The sequence below is a fragment of the Gemelliphila asaccharolytica genome (assembly GCF_001553005.1).
In the GTDB taxonomy this organism is placed as follows: domain Bacteria; phylum Bacillota; class Bacilli; order Staphylococcales; family Gemellaceae; genus Gemelliphila; species Gemelliphila asaccharolytica.
Genome location: NZ_KQ959854.1, coordinates 19,851 through 36,080, shown reverse-complemented (window position 1 = coordinate 36,080; position 16,230 = coordinate 19,851). Strand labels below are relative to the sequence as shown.

General features: G+C 23.2%; 19 protein-coding genes. 16 read left to right on the top strand and 3 right to left on the bottom strand.

The genetic code is table 11. The features are described 5' to 3' along the window. A complete protein-coding gene (locus tag HMPREF1871_RS00220) occupies positions 1-1,122 on the bottom strand; it encodes a cysteine desulfurase family protein (protein WP_066128334.1) in 1,122 nt (373 codons plus the stop codon). Positions 1,123-1,260: 138 nt separating this feature from the next. Here HMPREF1871_RS00220 and HMPREF1871_RS00215 point away from each other — a divergent pair, with 138 nt between their 5' ends. The 15 genes from HMPREF1871_RS00215 to HMPREF1871_RS00145 all read left to right on the top strand — a co-directional run bounded on the left by HMPREF1871_RS00215 (position 1,261) and on the right by HMPREF1871_RS00145 (position 13,238). Then, a complete protein-coding gene (locus HMPREF1871_RS00215; protein ID WP_066128331.1) occupies positions 1,261-1,878 on the top strand; it encodes a helix-hairpin-helix domain-containing protein in 618 nt (205 codons plus the stop codon). Positions 1,879-1,908: 30 nt separating this feature from the next. Next, entirely contained in the window at positions 1,909-2,373 is a 465-nt protein-coding gene (locus tag HMPREF1871_RS00210; protein WP_066128327.1) for a ComE operon protein 2, read from the top strand. Then, entirely contained in the window at positions 2,367-4,307 is a 1,941-nt protein-coding gene (locus HMPREF1871_RS00205) for a ComEC/Rec2 family competence protein (RefSeq protein WP_066128324.1), read from the top strand. The genes HMPREF1871_RS00210 and HMPREF1871_RS00205 overlap by 7 nt, the downstream gene beginning before the upstream one ends. Position 4,308: 1 nt before the next feature. After that, positions 4,309-5,283 (top strand): DNA polymerase III subunit delta, encoded by a 975-nt coding sequence (holA, locus tag HMPREF1871_RS00200; RefSeq protein WP_066128321.1) that lies wholly within the window; start codon positions 4,309-4,311, stop codon positions 5,281-5,283. A 142-nt stretch (positions 5,284-5,425) separates the two neighbouring features. Beyond that, positions 5,426-5,668: a 30S ribosomal protein S20 gene (gene rpsT / locus HMPREF1871_RS00195; protein WP_066128318.1), complete on the top strand. Its 243-nt coding sequence runs from the start codon at positions 5,426-5,428 to the stop codon at positions 5,666-5,668. 170 nt (positions 5,669-5,838) lie between these two features. Next, the gene (locus HMPREF1871_RS00190; RefSeq protein WP_066128315.1) at positions 5,839-6,090 is read left to right on the top strand and encodes a hypothetical protein; all 252 of its coding nucleotides are present in this window, start codon (positions 5,839-5,841) and stop codon (positions 6,088-6,090) included. Next, positions 6,091-6,996, top strand: a complete 906-nt coding sequence (locus HMPREF1871_RS00185; protein ID WP_066128312.1) for a YihY/virulence factor BrkB family protein — start codon at positions 6,091-6,093, stop codon at positions 6,994-6,996. Between the two features lie 9 nt (positions 6,997-7,005). Next, positions 7,006-7,494, top strand: a complete 489-nt coding sequence (msrA, locus tag HMPREF1871_RS00180; protein WP_066128309.1) for a peptide-methionine (S)-S-oxide reductase MsrA — start codon at positions 7,006-7,008, stop codon at positions 7,492-7,494. A 24-nt stretch (positions 7,495-7,518) separates the two neighbouring features. Beyond that, positions 7,519-8,445 (top strand): manganese-dependent inorganic pyrophosphatase, encoded by a 927-nt coding sequence (locus HMPREF1871_RS00175; protein ID WP_066128307.1) that lies wholly within the window; start codon positions 7,519-7,521, stop codon positions 8,443-8,445. Between the two features lie 12 nt (positions 8,446-8,457). Further along, entirely contained in the window at positions 8,458-8,850 is a 393-nt protein-coding gene (locus tag HMPREF1871_RS06155) for a phage holin family protein (protein ID WP_066128304.1), read from the top strand. A 6-nt stretch (positions 8,851-8,856) separates the two neighbouring features. After that, entirely contained in the window at positions 8,857-9,792 is a 936-nt protein-coding gene (gene hprK, locus HMPREF1871_RS00165) for an HPr(Ser) kinase/phosphatase (RefSeq protein WP_066128301.1), read from the top strand. Positions 9,793-9,794: 2 nt separating this feature from the next. After that, positions 9,795-10,592 (top strand): prolipoprotein diacylglyceryl transferase, encoded by a 798-nt coding sequence (gene lgt, locus HMPREF1871_RS00160; protein ID WP_407919976.1) that lies wholly within the window; start codon positions 9,795-9,797, stop codon positions 10,590-10,592. A 19-nt stretch (positions 10,593-10,611) separates the two neighbouring features. Beyond that, the gene (gene trxB / locus HMPREF1871_RS00155; protein WP_066128295.1) at positions 10,612-11,529 is read left to right on the top strand and encodes a thioredoxin-disulfide reductase; all 918 of its coding nucleotides are present in this window, start codon (positions 10,612-10,614) and stop codon (positions 11,527-11,529) included. A 114-nt stretch (positions 11,530-11,643) separates the two neighbouring features. Beyond that, positions 11,644-12,498 carry a hypothetical protein gene (locus tag HMPREF1871_RS00150; protein ID WP_066128292.1) on the top strand — a complete coding sequence of 285 codons (855 nt, stop codon included), beginning with the start codon at positions 11,644-11,646 and terminating at the stop codon, positions 12,496-12,498. Next, a complete protein-coding gene (locus HMPREF1871_RS00145) occupies positions 12,492-13,238 on the top strand; it encodes an ABC transporter permease (RefSeq protein WP_066128288.1) in 747 nt (248 codons plus the stop codon). Before HMPREF1871_RS00150 ends, HMPREF1871_RS00145 begins: the two co-directional genes overlap by 7 nt. Before the next feature lie 65 nt (positions 13,239-13,303). Here HMPREF1871_RS00145 and epsC read toward each other — a convergent pair whose 3' ends face one another. Together epsC and cysK are read right to left on the bottom strand one after the other, a co-directional pair. Next, positions 13,304-13,828, bottom strand: a complete 525-nt coding sequence (gene epsC / locus HMPREF1871_RS00140; RefSeq protein WP_066128286.1) for a serine O-acetyltransferase EpsC — start codon at positions 13,826-13,828, stop codon at positions 13,304-13,306. A gap of 3 nt (positions 13,829-13,831) precedes the next feature. Further along, entirely contained in the window at positions 13,832-14,734 is a 903-nt protein-coding gene (cysK, locus tag HMPREF1871_RS00135; RefSeq protein ID WP_066128284.1) for a cysteine synthase A, read from the bottom strand. Positions 14,735-14,905: 171 nt separating this feature from the next. On the opposite strand from cysK, the gene HMPREF1871_RS00130 reads away from it, so the two are divergent. After that, positions 14,906-16,225, top strand: a complete 1,320-nt coding sequence (locus HMPREF1871_RS00130) for a DEAD/DEAH box helicase (protein ID WP_066128281.1) — start codon at positions 14,906-14,908, stop codon at positions 16,223-16,225. Positions 16,226-16,230: the final 5 nt, after the last annotated feature.

Here is a 16,230-nt window from a genome sequence, read left to right as displayed (position 1 = left end):
TTAACCTCTATTTAAAATTTTATTTTCTAATGTTGCTATTTTCTCAATAACTATATCTATTTTCTCTTTGGTAGTATCAAAGCCAAAGCTAAATCTTATTGATCTGCCAGCTCTTTTTATGTCGTTAAACATATTTAATATTATTTTACTTTCTCTGATACTACCTGATTTACAAGCACTTCCAGCAGAAACAAAAATATTATTTATATCTAAATATGATAAAAGTCTTTGTGATTGAATATTTGGAAAATAGATATTAACAATATTTGGAAGTGATTTAGTAACGTCACCATTTATTAAAAATGATACATTTTCAGAAGATAATTTTTTTAAAAAGTAATCTTTCATTTCTTTTATATGCTTCATGGAATTTTTTGTTATATCAATACATTCGCTTAAAACTAATGCTGAAAAAATATCACTTGTTCCTGAACGCATTCCATTTTCTTGCCCTCCTCCTATTATAAGAGGGGTTATTTTTGTTTTTGTATATAAAAACCCAAAATTATTTGTAGCTCCTATTTTATGGGAAGAAACTGATGCAAAATCTATATTTAATTTTTCCATATCTATATCGGTTTTACAATATGCTTGAACAATATCACTGTGAAATAAAATATTATGTTTTTTAGCTATCTCACCTATTTCTGCTATAGGATTAATGACCCCTGTTTCATTATTAGCAAACATAATAGATATTAAAATAGTATTTTTTGTTATTTTCTTTTCTAATTCTTTTATATCAATAAATCCATTTTTATTTACTTTAATTTTTATAATATTAAATCCATCATTTTTCAAGATATTTACATATTCATTAACGGAAGGATGTTCAATGTTTGAAATAATAATATCTCCAGAATTATATATTGTTTTTATATGATTAAATACCATATTATTTGCTTCTGTACCACCTGAAGTAAAAATTATATTTTCTTTCTTAGTATTTATTGAATTAGCAATCTTTTCTCTTGCAGTAGTTAAAAGTCTGTAATTTTTTTTACCTAAAGAATGGGAGCTACTAGGATTAGCATATTCTCCTTCTAATTTTTTAATAACTTCTTGATAAATATTAAAATGTTTTAGTGATGAAGCTGCATAATCTAAATAAATTTTTTCCAAAATAAAACCTCCTATACATTATTAATAATTTTAACATAAAAAAATAAAACACTCAATTTTAAGAATAAAATACTAATTTAAAAAGCTTTGACACTAAAAATCTAATATATTATAATTACCTTAAAGAGAGGTAGTGATATGAAAATAACTAAGGAAGAAGTTGTAATTTTTATAAGAAGAAATTATAAAGAAATTTTATTAGCACTATTAACAAGTATTATTTTAGTAGGCTTTATTTTTTTATTTTTTAAAGATAATAGTAGCAATAAAAATATTAATGATTATGAAATAGCAGATAATAAAAGTGAAAAATCATTAGATACTAAGGAAACAAATGTAGATAAAATTTTTGTTGATATAAAAGGAGCTGTGAAAAATCCTGGTCTTTATGAATGTAATAAAGAAGATAGAATTAATGATGTTATAGAAAAAGCAGGGGGATTATTAGGGGATTCTGATACAAAAACAGTTAATTTAAGTCAAAAAGTAAAAGATCAGATGATGATATTCATACCTAAAAAAGGAGAAAATGTAGAAAATAGAACTTTATCTAATGAAAATAGTAAAGTAATTAATATAAATAATGCTACAAAAGAAGAGCTTATGAAGATAAATGGTATTGGTGAAACAAAGGCTAAAGCAATAATTAAATACAGAGAAGAAAAGGGAAGTTTTAGCAAAAAAGAAGATATAACAAAAGTAAGAGGAATAGGAAAAGCAACTTTTGAAAAAATAAAAGATGAAATAGATATTTAAAAATTATATTAAAAAAGTGAGGTAATGTAAATGGATAGAATATCTTGGGATGAGTATTTTATGGCACAAAGTTATTTATTATCTTTAAGATCGACTTGTACCAGACTATGTGTCGGGGCAACTATAGTGAGAGAAAAAAGGATTATAGCAGGAGGATATAATGGTTCTATAAAAGGGGATGAACACTGTATAGAAAAAGGTTGTAAAGTTGTAGATGGACACTGCATAAGAACAATACATGCAGAGATAAACGCAGTTTTACAATGCGCAAAGTTTGGGGCATCGACAGAAGGAGCAGTTATATATGTAACTCATTTTCCTTGTTTAAATTGTACAAAGGCCATAATTCAATCTGGGATAAAAGAAATATGTTATGCTAATGATTATAGAAATAACGAATATGCAATACAATTAATAAAAAAATCTAATATTAAATTAAGAAAAATATTTTATGATAATAATTTAGTAATTAAAAGAATGCAAAAACAATGTTAATATTTTTAATCTCATTAATATCCCTAATATCATCATTATTATTAATTAATATAAAAATATCATTCCTTTTAAGTATAATATTTTTGATATTAATATATTTAAATAAAAGATATATAAGTGTAAAAAATTTTTTAATATTTTTTTTAATATTTTTAATATTTTTTATCAGAACTGACTTTTCAATTAATAATAATGTATCTAAATTAAAAAATACAGATTTAACAGAAAAAAATATAGTATTGGTGGATAAAATAGATATAAATGGTGATTATTTAAAAACAATAGGATATATAAATGATGAAAAAGTTAATATAAATTATAAATTAAGAAGTAAAGATGAAAAAGAATATTTTCTACAAAAGTTTAAAGGTGGAGAAATACTGGCAGATGTAGAGATTGGTGACATAAAGAAAAAACAAAATTTTTATTCATTTGATTATAAAAAATATTGTAACCAAAATAACATATTTAAAAATGTAACAATAAAAAATATAAAAAAAATATCTTTAGATGTAAAAGAATATAAAAATAAAATAAAAGCTTTTAGATTAAAATTAATAAAAGATATAGAAAAAAACATAAAATTAAACAAAAAAGGCTATTTCGAAACTTTAATTTTTGGAGAAAAAAGTAATTTATTTTTTGAAGAAAAACAAAATTTTTCTAATTTAGGAATAAGTCATTTATTGGCTATATCAGGGTTACACATAGCTACATTTTTATCAATAATATATTTTTTCTGTTCAAAATTAAAAATAAGAGAAGATATATATAAAAAGATTGTGTTTATATCCTTACCATTATATATGCTATTAACAGGATTAGCTCCATCAGTTTTGAGAGCTGGAATAATGATATTAATATACATATTATTAGTAGATAAAAATATAAAGGCACTAGATTCACTTTTAATAACTTTTTCTCTAATGTTACTTTATAATCCTTTATATTTATATAATATAGGTTTTCAACTTTCATTTTTAGTAACATTTTCTTTATTAATGTCTTACGAATTTATAAATAGTAACGATAAATATTTTTTAAAATTATTAAAAATATCTTTAATTTCTACTTTATCAAGTTTACCTATATTAATTTATAATTTCTACTTTTTTTCATATATGGCTCTATTTAGTAATTTAATATTTGTTCCTTTATTTACTATGACTTTATTTCCAGTTATAATTGTTTCATATATATCATTTTTATTATCTCATTTTTTATTCAATACAATTTTTGTGCCAATATTAAATTTTATTTTTTTAATATTTGATAATATAGGATTTTTATTCAATAAATTTTTGTTTATCATAAAAGTAGGTCATACAAGTGAAAATACTATTTTATTAATTTTTATATTGGTTATTTTTTCAATGATATTTTTTAATAAAAGATATTTTAAAATTAGTTTTATTAATATTTTTATTATATTTTTTATTATTTTCTACTCGGCTAATCATGGAGAAAATAAATTAGAAAAAATAAAAATTGCAAATAATGATATTTTATATGCTAAAAATAATAATACTACTTTGTTAGTAAATACATCTGATAATTATAAAGATTTTTATAATGATTTTAGAAAGAAAGAAAATTCATATGATATAATGAATGAATATAATTTATTATATAATTATGAAGGAATAAAAAAAATAGACTATTTAATATTAACTAGTGAAAAGAAAAAGGATATAGGATATTCTAAAAATTTAATAGCCGAAAATATGGTAAAAAAAGTTTTTGTCATAGAAAAAATAAAAAATGCAACTATTATAAAAGAAATAGAAGAAATTGCTAATTTAAATAATATAAATGTTGAAATTATAAAAAATAATAAAAACTACAATATAAAAGGAATAATATTAAATAATAATGATAATTCTTTCAAAGTTAAAATTCAAGATAAAGAAGAAGAAATAAGTAAGGAATATTAATATGAAAAATATCTATATTTTATATGGAGAAAATAAAGAAGTAATAAAAGATTTCAAAAAAGAAATAACAAAAAAATTTTTATCTGAAGAAAAAAATGATTTTAATTATATTGAATATGATTTAAAAAAAGATGATTCATCTGAATGGATTTATGAATGTAAAAGTAATAGTTTTTTTTCTCAAAAAAAAGTAGTAGTTATAAATAATCCTTTATTTATAGAATCTAACTTAAAAAAAACAAAAGAAGAAGTAAATTTTTTGGAAGAATATATAAAAAACATTAATAAAGAAATATTGTTAATTTTCATATTAGAAGTTGCTTTAGATAACAGAAAAAAAATTGTTAAAGATATTAAGAAAATAGCAGATATAAGAGAATTTAAAAATTATAATGATAATGAATTAGGAAAATATGTATTTAATTATTTTAAAAAAAACAAAATTGTTATTTCAGAAGATAATATAAATTTTTTACTTTTTTATAGTGGATTGAAGTATGAAGAAATAAAAGGAGAATTAGATAAATTATTAATATATTGTTTTGAAAAGAAAACAGTTGAAAAAGAAGATATAAAAAGTGTAATAAGCAAAAGTTTGGAATACGACATATTTTCTTTAACTAACAATTTATTTTCTAAAAATTATAAAAAATTGGAGATAATTTTAAATAGTTTAAAACTTAGTGGAGAAGAGCCGATATTTTTGATAACTTTGATAGCTAATCAGTTAAGAATATATATAAATGTGAAAATTCTTTTGAAAAATAATTACAATCAGAAAGAAATAGCATCTATTTTAAAAATTCATCCATATAGAGTTAAATTAGCAGTGGAATATGTTTATAATAGAGATTTATTCGATTTAATGGATTTAATAATAATATGTAAAGAATATGATAAAAGATTGAAAACTTCATATATAGATAAATATTTAACTTTTCAATTTTTAGTTTATAAGTTATGTGAAAGACTTTGATAAAATTAATAATAAAAACTATTGAAACATAATAGAATTTTTGATATAATTAGTAAGTTGTTTTAACAACATCTTAATTATTCGTAATTAAGAATATTAATTAATATTTCTTAGTGAAAATATAGTATAGGAGGTGAATATAATGCCAAATATAAAATCATCAGTAAAAAGTGTAAGAAAAGACACAAAAACTAACGCATCTAATTCAGCTAAAAAATCAGAAATGCGTACAGCGATAAAAAAAGCTAAATTAGCTAAAGTTGAGGGTGCTGATAATTCTGCAGAATTAGTAAACTTAGCTTTCAAAAAAATTGATAAGGCTGCAAAAACAAATCTTATTCATAAAAATGCAGCTAACAGATATAAAGCAAGCTTAAGCAAATAAAATATACTTATTTAATAATACATTTCAAGATAATCTACGAATTAAAGAGTAGAAAATCGTGATTGAAATGTATTATTTTTTTTCAAGGAAATACATTTGAAACAAATTTCATATAATGGTATAATCAGTAAGTAAAATGTTATAAAAGATTAGCTAATTAGGAGGAATTTATGAATAATAAAAAAATGTTAATGCTGGTTGGTGCAGGTATATTATTATTTCTATCGACTAAGAGTAAAGACAAAAAATTTTCTGAAAGTGAATTAGAAAAAATAAAAAGTTATTCTGAGTACTTAGATGATAGAGGATTTGTAGTTGTTGATAAAAATAATTATAAAAAGGATAGTACTAAGAAAAATATATTAACATCTATACCTAAATATTATTATATTACGAAAAAAATAATAAAATTTTTAATATAAATGCTAATACCTGATAAAAATTATACATTTATAGGTGAAAATCCTAAAAACAAATTAACATTTAAAAAATTTTTAAAAGAATTATATTATAGAATGATGCATGATGAATTATCATTAATATCTGCTAATCTTAGTTATTATTTTATATTATCAATTTTGCCTCTATTAATGGTAATTTTAGCATTAACACCATATTTTAATATTAATCAAAATTTTTTACTAACAAAAATAGAAACAATAGCACCAGGTGTTTTAGGTGATTATATTTTCACATTGATAAGTGAAGTATTGAATAATAAAAATCAGACAATAATAACATTTGGGATAATTTTTACTCTATGGTCTGCGTCTAATGGTATATATGGTTTAATGTATGCTTTTAACATTGCATATAGAGTAAAAGAAAAGAGAATGTGGCTAACGGTAAAAATAATTAGTATATTTTTTACTATAGTAATAATGGTAGCTATGTTACTGATGTTAGTACTTTTAGTTTTTGGTAAACAAATAACTTGGGTATTATTCCATAAATTAAATTTTGATAAAGAATTTTTTGATATATGGAATTATATAACTATTTTATTACCATTATTTTTTACAATAATAATTTTTACATTCTTATATATGTTAGCAACTAATTTAAAAATACCGATTAAGTTAGCTATACCAGGGGCTGTATTTTCAGCATTTTCATGGATTATAATAAGTAAGGTATTTGGATATTATATAGATCATTTTTCTAATTATATAAAAACATATGGATCAATAGGAGCTATAATGCTTTTTGTTATTTGGCTTTATTTTACAGGATATATATTGATAATAGGAGCTGAAATAAATGCTATTTTATATAATTATAGAATTGAAAATAGAAAATTTGAAGAAACACATATAGAAATACATTAGGAGATAAAAGTGGTAGGAAAAATATATTTAGCTGGAGGATGTTTTTGGGGAGTAGAAGGATACTTCTCAAGAATAAAGGGAATATTAAAGACAAAAGTAGGATATTGCAATGGAAAAACAAAAGATACTAATTATCAAAAAGTAAAAGAAACTGACCATGCAGAAACAATCTATATAGAGTATGATAAAAATATCATTTCTTTAGAAAATATATTAAAACATTATTTTAGAATTATAGACCCTACAAGTATTAATAAGCAAGGTGAAGATTTTGGAAGGCAATATAGAACAGGAATATACTATATTGACAAAGAAACAAAAGAAGAAGCTTTTAAATTTGTAAAAAATCTTCAAAAAAATTATGATAAAAAGATAGTTGTTGAAATAGAAGAAATGAAGAATTTTGTTGATGCAGAAGAGTATCATCAAAAATATTTGGAAAAAAATCCGTCAGGATATTGTCATATTGATTTAAGTTTAGCTAATAAAAAATTATAAAAAAGTTTTTAGGAGGAATAAAAAATGGATAAAATTTTAATTTTTGGACATAGAAATCCAGATTCTGATTCTATATGTTCATCAATAGTTTATAATAACTTAAAAAGAGCACAAGGTATGGATACAGAGGCAGTAGCATTAGGTGAAGTTAATGACGAAACAAGATATGCTTTAAATTATTTTGGACTTGATGCACCTAGAGTTATAGACGGAGTAAAAGAAGGACAACCAGTAATTTTAGTTGACCATAATGAAAGACAACAATCAGCTCCAGGAATAGAAAAAGCAAAAATAAAAGAAGTGATAGATCATCATAAAGTAGCTAATTTTGAAACTTCATCACCACTATATTTTAGAGCAGAACCATTAGGTTGTACTTCAACAATAATGAAAAAAATATATGATGAACAAGAAGTAGATATAAATAAAAAAATGGCAGGTATGATGCTTTCAGCAATAATATCTGATTCATTGCTATTTAAATCACCTACATGTACATTGCAAGACAAATTAGCAGCAGAAGAATTAGCAGCAATAGCAGGAGTAAATTTAGAAGAATATGGTATAGCAATGCTTAAAGCAGGTGCTAACACTAAAGATAAATCAATAAAAGAATTAATAGGATTAGATGCAAAAGAATTTGATATAAATAATAAAAAATTAGTAATAGCTCAAATAAATACAGTAGACACTAAAGAAGTAACAGAGAGAGTAGAAGAATTAGAAAAAACTATTTCTACAGACATAAAAGAAAGAAATCTAGATGCTTTTGTATTTGTTATTACAAATATTTTGACATCAAATTCAGAAGTATTAGTAATGGGAGAAGACAAAGATAAAGTAGCTAAAGCATTTTCTAAAACATTAATTAATAATTTTATGACATTAGAAGGAGTAGTATCTAGAAAAAAACAAATAGTCCCACCTATTACTGAAGAATTTAATAAATAGAATAGGAGAAATATGAATAAATATAAAGTAAAGCAAGTTATTTTTATACTTAAAAATATAGTTATTAATTTTTTAATAATTTTAGCATTTGCAGGTTTTTTTGAAAATAATTTATATGTAAAAAATGCCTTGTACGCCTTATATGCGTCATTAGCAATAACATTATTTTATAGATTTATAAAACCTATTTTAATGTTAATAAGTATAATCCCTATAATATTTACTTTTGGTTTATTTATAATTATTATAAATGCAATTTTGATAATTTTAGTTTCAAGACTATTAGAACCAAATTTTGTGATAACATCGTTCAATTCTGCCTTAGGATTAGCGATATTTATGTCAATATTTAACTTTATAATAAATAAAGATGATAGAAATATAATAATAACAAGGATAAAATAGTAAATTATGGTTGTAGTAAATACAAGATTTATAAAAGAAAACTTGAATTTAGAAATTATAAGTGGTGAAAATAGTTTAGATAGAGAAATAAATTCTCCTGACATATCAAGACCGGCACTTCAACTTGCCGGTTATTTTTCTCATTATGACCCAACAAGAGTTCAAGTACTAGGAAGAGGAGAGTTATCTTTTTTTAAATTATTAACTCATGAAGATAAAAAAGCTAGAACAAGAATGCTTTGTACTAGAAAAACACCAGCAATAATAATAACAAGAGGGTTAGAAGTACCTAAAGAATTAATAGATTCTGCCAAAAAATATGGCACTCCTTTATTAAGGACAGAGGAAACAACATCTAGATTAATTGCAAAATTAGCCTTTACTTTACATAGAGAATTAGCAAAAGAAATTAGTATGCATGGCGTCTTAGTTGAAGTATATGGAGTTGGCATATTAATTACAGGAGAAAGTGGAATAGGAAAAAGTGAAATAGCGTTAGAATTAATCAAAAGAGGTCATAGATTAATATCTGATGATAGGGTTGATATCAAGGAATTAGACAGTGGTTTTTTAATAGGAAGATGTGGATCGTCAATAATAAAAAATCTTTTAGAAATAAGAGGACTTGGTATAATAAACGTTATGACACTTTTTGGAGTAGGAGCTGTAGGTGAAGATAAGGCAATAGACCTTAATATTCATTTAGAATCATGGGATAAAAATAAAAATTATGATAGAATAGGCTTGGAAAGAGATTCAATCAAAATTCATAACACCGAGATAGAAAAGAAAGTTATACCAGTAAGTCCAGGTCGTAACATGGCTATAATTATAGAGTCAGCAGCAATGAATTTTAAATTAAATAAAATGGGAATAAACACTTCTGAACAGTTCGAGAAGAATTTAACAGAAAAAATAATGAATAATAGGGAGAAAATTTAATTTTGAACAATTACATAAATCCGGTAGCATTTGAATTATTAGGAAAACCAGTTTATTGGTATGGAATTATAATTTCTGCTACAATTTTATTAGGATACTATTTAGCTGAGTTAGAAGCAAGAAAACGTGGAATTAAAAAAGATAAAATACTTGATTTATTAATAATAGCACTTCCGATAGCATTTATATTTGCCAGAGCATATTATGTTATTTTCCGATGGGATTATTACTCAAAAAATTATTCTGAAATAGTAGCAATCTGGGACGGAGGGATTGCTATATATGGGGGGCTTATAGGAGGTCTTTTAGTATTATTAATATTTTCAAATAGAAATAAAATAAAAATATTGAAACTTTTGGATATAATAGCCCCTAGTTTATTATTAGGACAAGCTTTAGGAAGATGGGGCAACTTTTTTAATCATGAAGCATACGGGGAAATAGTAACTAAAAGCTTCTTGCAAAAGTTGAATATACCAAAATTTATTATAGAAAATATGTATATAGACGGAAGCTATAGACAACCTACATTTTTATATGAAAGTATATGGTGTTTTATAGTTTTGATTATATTACTAATTATAAAAAATAAATTATATTCTGGAGAAGTATTTTCATTCTATATGATATTTTATGGAGTGGAAAGATTTATTGTGGAAGGAATGAGAACAGATTCTTTATATATAGGAATAATAAGAGTTTCTCAAATCGTTTCTTTAATAATGGTTATATTAGGAATATGTTATTTTATTTTTAATAGATTTAATAATAAGAAAAAAATACTATATATAAATAGTTAAAAATAATTTGGAGAAAAACATGGAAAAAATATATGATGTTATAATTATAGGAGCAGGTCCAGCAGGAATGACTTCATCTATATATGCAAGTAGAGCAAATTTAGATGTTTTAATGGTTGAAAAAAAATATCCTGGAGGGCAGATGCTATCAACAGCAGAAATAGAAAATTACACAGGATATGAAAACATAACGGGTCCAGACTTATCAGAAAAAATGTTTGAACATTCTAAAAAATTTGGAACTGATTTTGTATTTGGAGAAATAAAAAAAGTAAAAATAGAAAACAATATTAAAATTTTAGAAATATCTGGTAAGACTTATAAAGCCAAATCAATAATAATAGCTACTGGAACACAAGCAAGACTTTTAGGAATAGAAGGCGAAAAAGAATTTACAAGCAAGGGAGTTTCTTATTGTGCAGTTTGTGATGGAGCTTTTTTCAAAGGAAAAAATGTAGTAGTAATAGGTGGAGGAGATAGTGCAATAGAAGAATCTCTATATCTAGCTAATTTAGTAAACAAAGTTACTGTTGTACATAGAAGAGATGAACTTCGTGCTCAAAAAATTTTGCAAGATAGAGCATTTAAGAAAAAAAATATAGAATTTTGTTGGGACAGTATACCAGTTAAAATAAATGGAGAAAAAAAAGTAACAGGTATAGAAGTAAAAAATGTAAAAACTAATGAGATTAAAAAAATAGAGGCAGAAGGTATATTTATTTATATTGGTATGATACCTCAAACAGAAGTTTTTAAAGATTTAAATATACTTGATGAAAAAGGGTATGTCATAGCTGATGAAAATATGCTAACTTCTGTAGAAGGAGTTTTTGTTGCTGGAGATGTAAGACAAAAAGAGATAAGACAAGTAGTAACAGCGACAAGCGACGGAGCAATAGCAGCACAAAGTGCATATAAATATATTGAATTATTATAATAAGTAAGATAAAAATAGGACATGAAACTTTTCATGTCTTTTTATTTTAAATTAAATTTTGATGAAATAGTTTTATTTATGATATAATAGAAAAAAATATTTAAGAGGTAACTTATGACACTTGAATTTTTAAAATTTAAGAAAAAAATAAATAAAAAAAATGATTTTAAATTAGAATTTATTCTAGATGGAGCAAAATCACTAGCAATAATAAGTGAAGATATAAAGAGTTTAAAAATAATAAAAGAAATTTTTAAAAAAAATATAAAATATAGTGGGGATGTGCTGATAAATAAAAAAAATATTAAAAATATAAAAAAATATTATCCATTTTTTTCTGAAGATATAGGATATTTTAATAATATATCATTATATAAAATTATAAAAATAATATTAAAAATTAATAAATATGAAATAAATAAAGAAAAAATATTATATTATTTAGAAGAGTTAAGATTACCTCACAGAAAAATAATAGCAGAATTATCTCTGATAGAAAGAGAAAAATTTGATATTTTAATTTCTTTTTTAATTTCAAAAGAAATTTTAATTTTAGATTTATTAAATAATAGTTTAGCAAAAGAAGACGAGGTAGATTTATGTAATTTTATTAAAAAAAATAATTCGAATAGAAATATTATTATAATTTCTGAAAATATAAACGGTATCGCTAAAATATGTGACAAAGCGTTAGTAATTTCATCAAATAATCAGATATATTATGATGATTTAAAAAAATTAGAAATAATAAAAGATTTGATAATAATAAAAATCAAAAATTTTGATGAAAAAAAATTATATAATGATTTTAACTATGAATATACAGTTATTGATGATATGTTAATTGTAAGAAAAGATGATTTAGAAACAATATTGTTTTATCTTATAAAAGTTGGATTAGAGGTTGTTAGTATTGACGATTTTAATAATAATATTTTTTTATGCAAAGAAAAGGAGAATAAATGTTAGAACTTGAATTTTTAAAATTACTTAAAAGAAAATGGAATTATTTTTTATTTTTAGCTGTTTTGTTTTTATTTTTAATTATTTCATATAAATATAGTTTTTTTATTAATTATTTGAATATTACTTTTGATGAATTTTATTATGGGATATTATTTCGTTTAATATTTTTAATATTTTCTGTAGTTTTAGCAATTAACATAATAGTTTCTTATAGAGATGATTATAAATGCAAATTTAGTAAATTTATTATCTATTCTAAAACAAAAATATTTAGTAATTTGCTTTCAAAAATTTTAGTAAATTTAATAAATGTAATTGTTTTATATCTAATAGTTTTAATAATATTATTTTTTTATTTTTACTATGTAGGAGAAACTGATTTTTTCTCAGTAATCAAAGATATTACAATTTTGTATAATGTATTTTTATCTATTACTTTATTTTTATTTATTTCTGTTGTAGTTATTTTTATTTTAACAATATTTAATAATACTAATTTAGCTATTTCATTATCACTATTATTTTTTATAGGTAGTAAATATTTAACTTTATTTTTAATTAGTATTAATGAACAATTTTATTTTATTAAATATTCTTTTCTTAATATTTTAAATTTAGCATTTGATAGTTTTTTTAATGCTACTAATTATAATATTATGAAGATTATTTCGTTTTTGGGATATAATAGTCTTATTTTATTTTTAATATCTATATTTATTTTGAAAGTGAAAAATTACAAATAAAAATTTTATAATAAAATTAGAGCATAAATTTTAATAAATAAGATTTATGCTCTAATTTAAAATGTTTAGTTATTATTTTTGATTATTTTACCTGGTATTCCAACTACAGTAGAGTTTTTTGGTATATCTTTTAAAACTACGGCATTTGCTCCAATTTTAACATTATCTCCAATAGTTATGTTTCCTAATAGTTTGGCTCCTGCCCCTATTAGAACGTTATTTCCTATAGTAGGATGGCGTTTTGTTTTTTTATTTTCAATAGCTCCTAAAGTAACTCCATGATACATAACAACATCATCGCCTATTATACTTGTTTCTCCTATAACGACTCCAATTCCATGGTCTATAAAACATCTTCTTCCTATTTTAGCACCAGGGTGTATTTCAATTCCTGTTTCTTTTTTTGCTAAAAAACTAAGTTCACTTGCTTCTAAAAATTTTTTTTCATTATAAAGTTTATGAGCACTGAAATGAGATAATAATGCTTTAACTCCAGATGTAAACATAATTGCTTCATCTTCAGATTTTAATGATGGATCTTTTTTTAGTGCTGTAACTATAAGTTCTTTCTTATATTCTTCAAATTCCATATTTTATATATCGTATATACCTGTAGTTAAATATCTTTCTCCAGTATCTGGCAAAATACTTACTACTACTTTTCCTTTCCCAAGTTTTTTTGCAACATTAAGTGCTGCTTTTGCATTTGCACCAGAAGATATGCCGACAAGTAAACCATATTTTTTAGCTAGAAGTTTTGTCATAGTTATTGCATCATCACTTTTTATATTTATAATTTCATCTATTACATTTTTATTAATTATCTTAGGCACAAAATTTGCTCCAATTCCTTGTATTTTGTGGCTAGAGGCATATCCTTTTGACAACATTGGACTTTCTGCTGGTTCTACAGCGTATATTTTGACCTTTTCTAATTTTTCTTTTAAATATTTACCTACACCACTAATAGTTCCACCAGTTCCAAACCCTGCGACAAAAGCGTCTGGAGTAATTTTTTCTAATATTTCAGGAGCTGTAGTTTCATAATGTGCCTTAACATTAGCATTATTATTAAATTGGTCAGGCATAAAATATCCGTCCATACTAGCAAGTTCTTTTGCTTTGTCGACAGAGCCTTTTAATCCTCCCTCTGTTGTTCTTATTACCTTAGCTCCATAAGCTTTCGCCAAAAGTTCTCTTTCTTTACTCATTGTATGAGGCATAACCAAAATTACATTATATCCCTTTAATGCTCCTATACAAGCTAGAGCAATTCCGGTATTTCCACTTGTTGGTTCAACTATAGTATCACCTTTTTTTAAAATTCCTTTTTTTTCCGCATCTTCTATCATGTAAAGTGCTACTCTATCTTTTATACTTCCTGCTAAATTATTTTTCTCTAATTTAAAATAAATATCTGCAGTATTTTCATCGTCATCTAGTGATAATTTAATTAAAGGGGTATTTCCAATTAAATTTTTTAAATTATTAGTCATATTGTTATCCTTTTAAATGCTTTCATATATTTAGTTTTAAAAGCTATTTTATCATATATTTTTTATTTTGTCATTTTTTTGTAGATTTTTAAAGTTTAGAAATTAAGAATAAATGGAAAAAGAAATGTATTTATTGTATAATAAAGAAAATTTTAAAAATGGAGGTAAGAGATGCTACCAAAATCATTTGAACAATTTAAATTTGTTGATTTTGTCAATGATTCAATAGTTAATTTAGGTTTTAAAAAACCTACCCAAGTTCAAGAAAAGGTATTTTCTCCTATTCTAAAGGGAAGAAATATAATTGCTAAATCAGAAACTGGAAGTGGTAAAACTCATTCATTTTTATTACCTATATTTAGCAAGATAGATGCAGATAATTCTCAGCTTCAGACAATTATATTAGCTCCTACAAGAGAGCTATCTCGGCAATTATTTGATATGGCAGGACATATAGCATCATTTTCAAAGAAATCTATTAAAATTTCTTTATTAATTGGGGGACAAGATATATTAAGAGATGTATCAAAGGTGAAATCTAATCCTCAAATTATAATAGGAACCCCAACTAGAATTTTAGAATTATCAAAAAGGGGAGCTATAAATTTAAAAACTGTTAAATATTTTGTTATTGATGAATGTGATGTAATGGTAGATTTGGGATTTATAGATGATATTGATAATATAATAAGTAAAACGGGTAAAAATTGTTCTTTTTCGGTTTTTTCAGCTACAATATCTAAACAAATATCTGTATTTTTGAAAAAACATTTTAAAAACTCTGAATTTGTAGAAATAAAAAATCCAAGTCCTAAAAATATAAAATATTATCTTGTTTCAGAAAAAGGATATACAAAAATACAGCGACTTTCAAATATAATAGATACAATAAATCCTTATTTAGCAATAATTTTTGCTAATAAAAAGAAAGAGGTTGAAGAAATAACTGAGTATCTTTCTTCTAGAGGAATAAAAGTAGGAGCTTTACACGGAGATCTTTCAAGCAGAGAAAGAAAACAAGTCCAAAAAAGAATTAATAATTTAGATTTTACTTATATAGTAGCTAGTGATTTGATGAGCCGAGGTATAGATATAGAAGCGGTTAGTCACATTATAAATTATAATATTCCAAATGATTTAGATTTTTTTGTTCATCGTGCTGGAAGAACAGCTAGAGGAGGAATGGACGGTATTTGTATAACGATATACTCCGAAAAAGATGAAGATAAATTAAAACATTTAGAAAAATCTGGTATAAAATTTGAACATAAAGATATTAAAAATGGTGAATTTATAGAAGTAAAAGATAGAAACAAAAGGCAAAAACGAAAAAAAGTAACACCAGATCACGATTTAACAAAAAAACTAAAAAGTAAAGTTAGAACAAGTAAAAAAGTAAAACCAGGGTACAAGAAAAAACATAAATATAAAATGGATAAATTAAAACAAAAAGAGAGAAGAAAATTTGCAAAAAGGCAAAATAAGAAATAACTCTT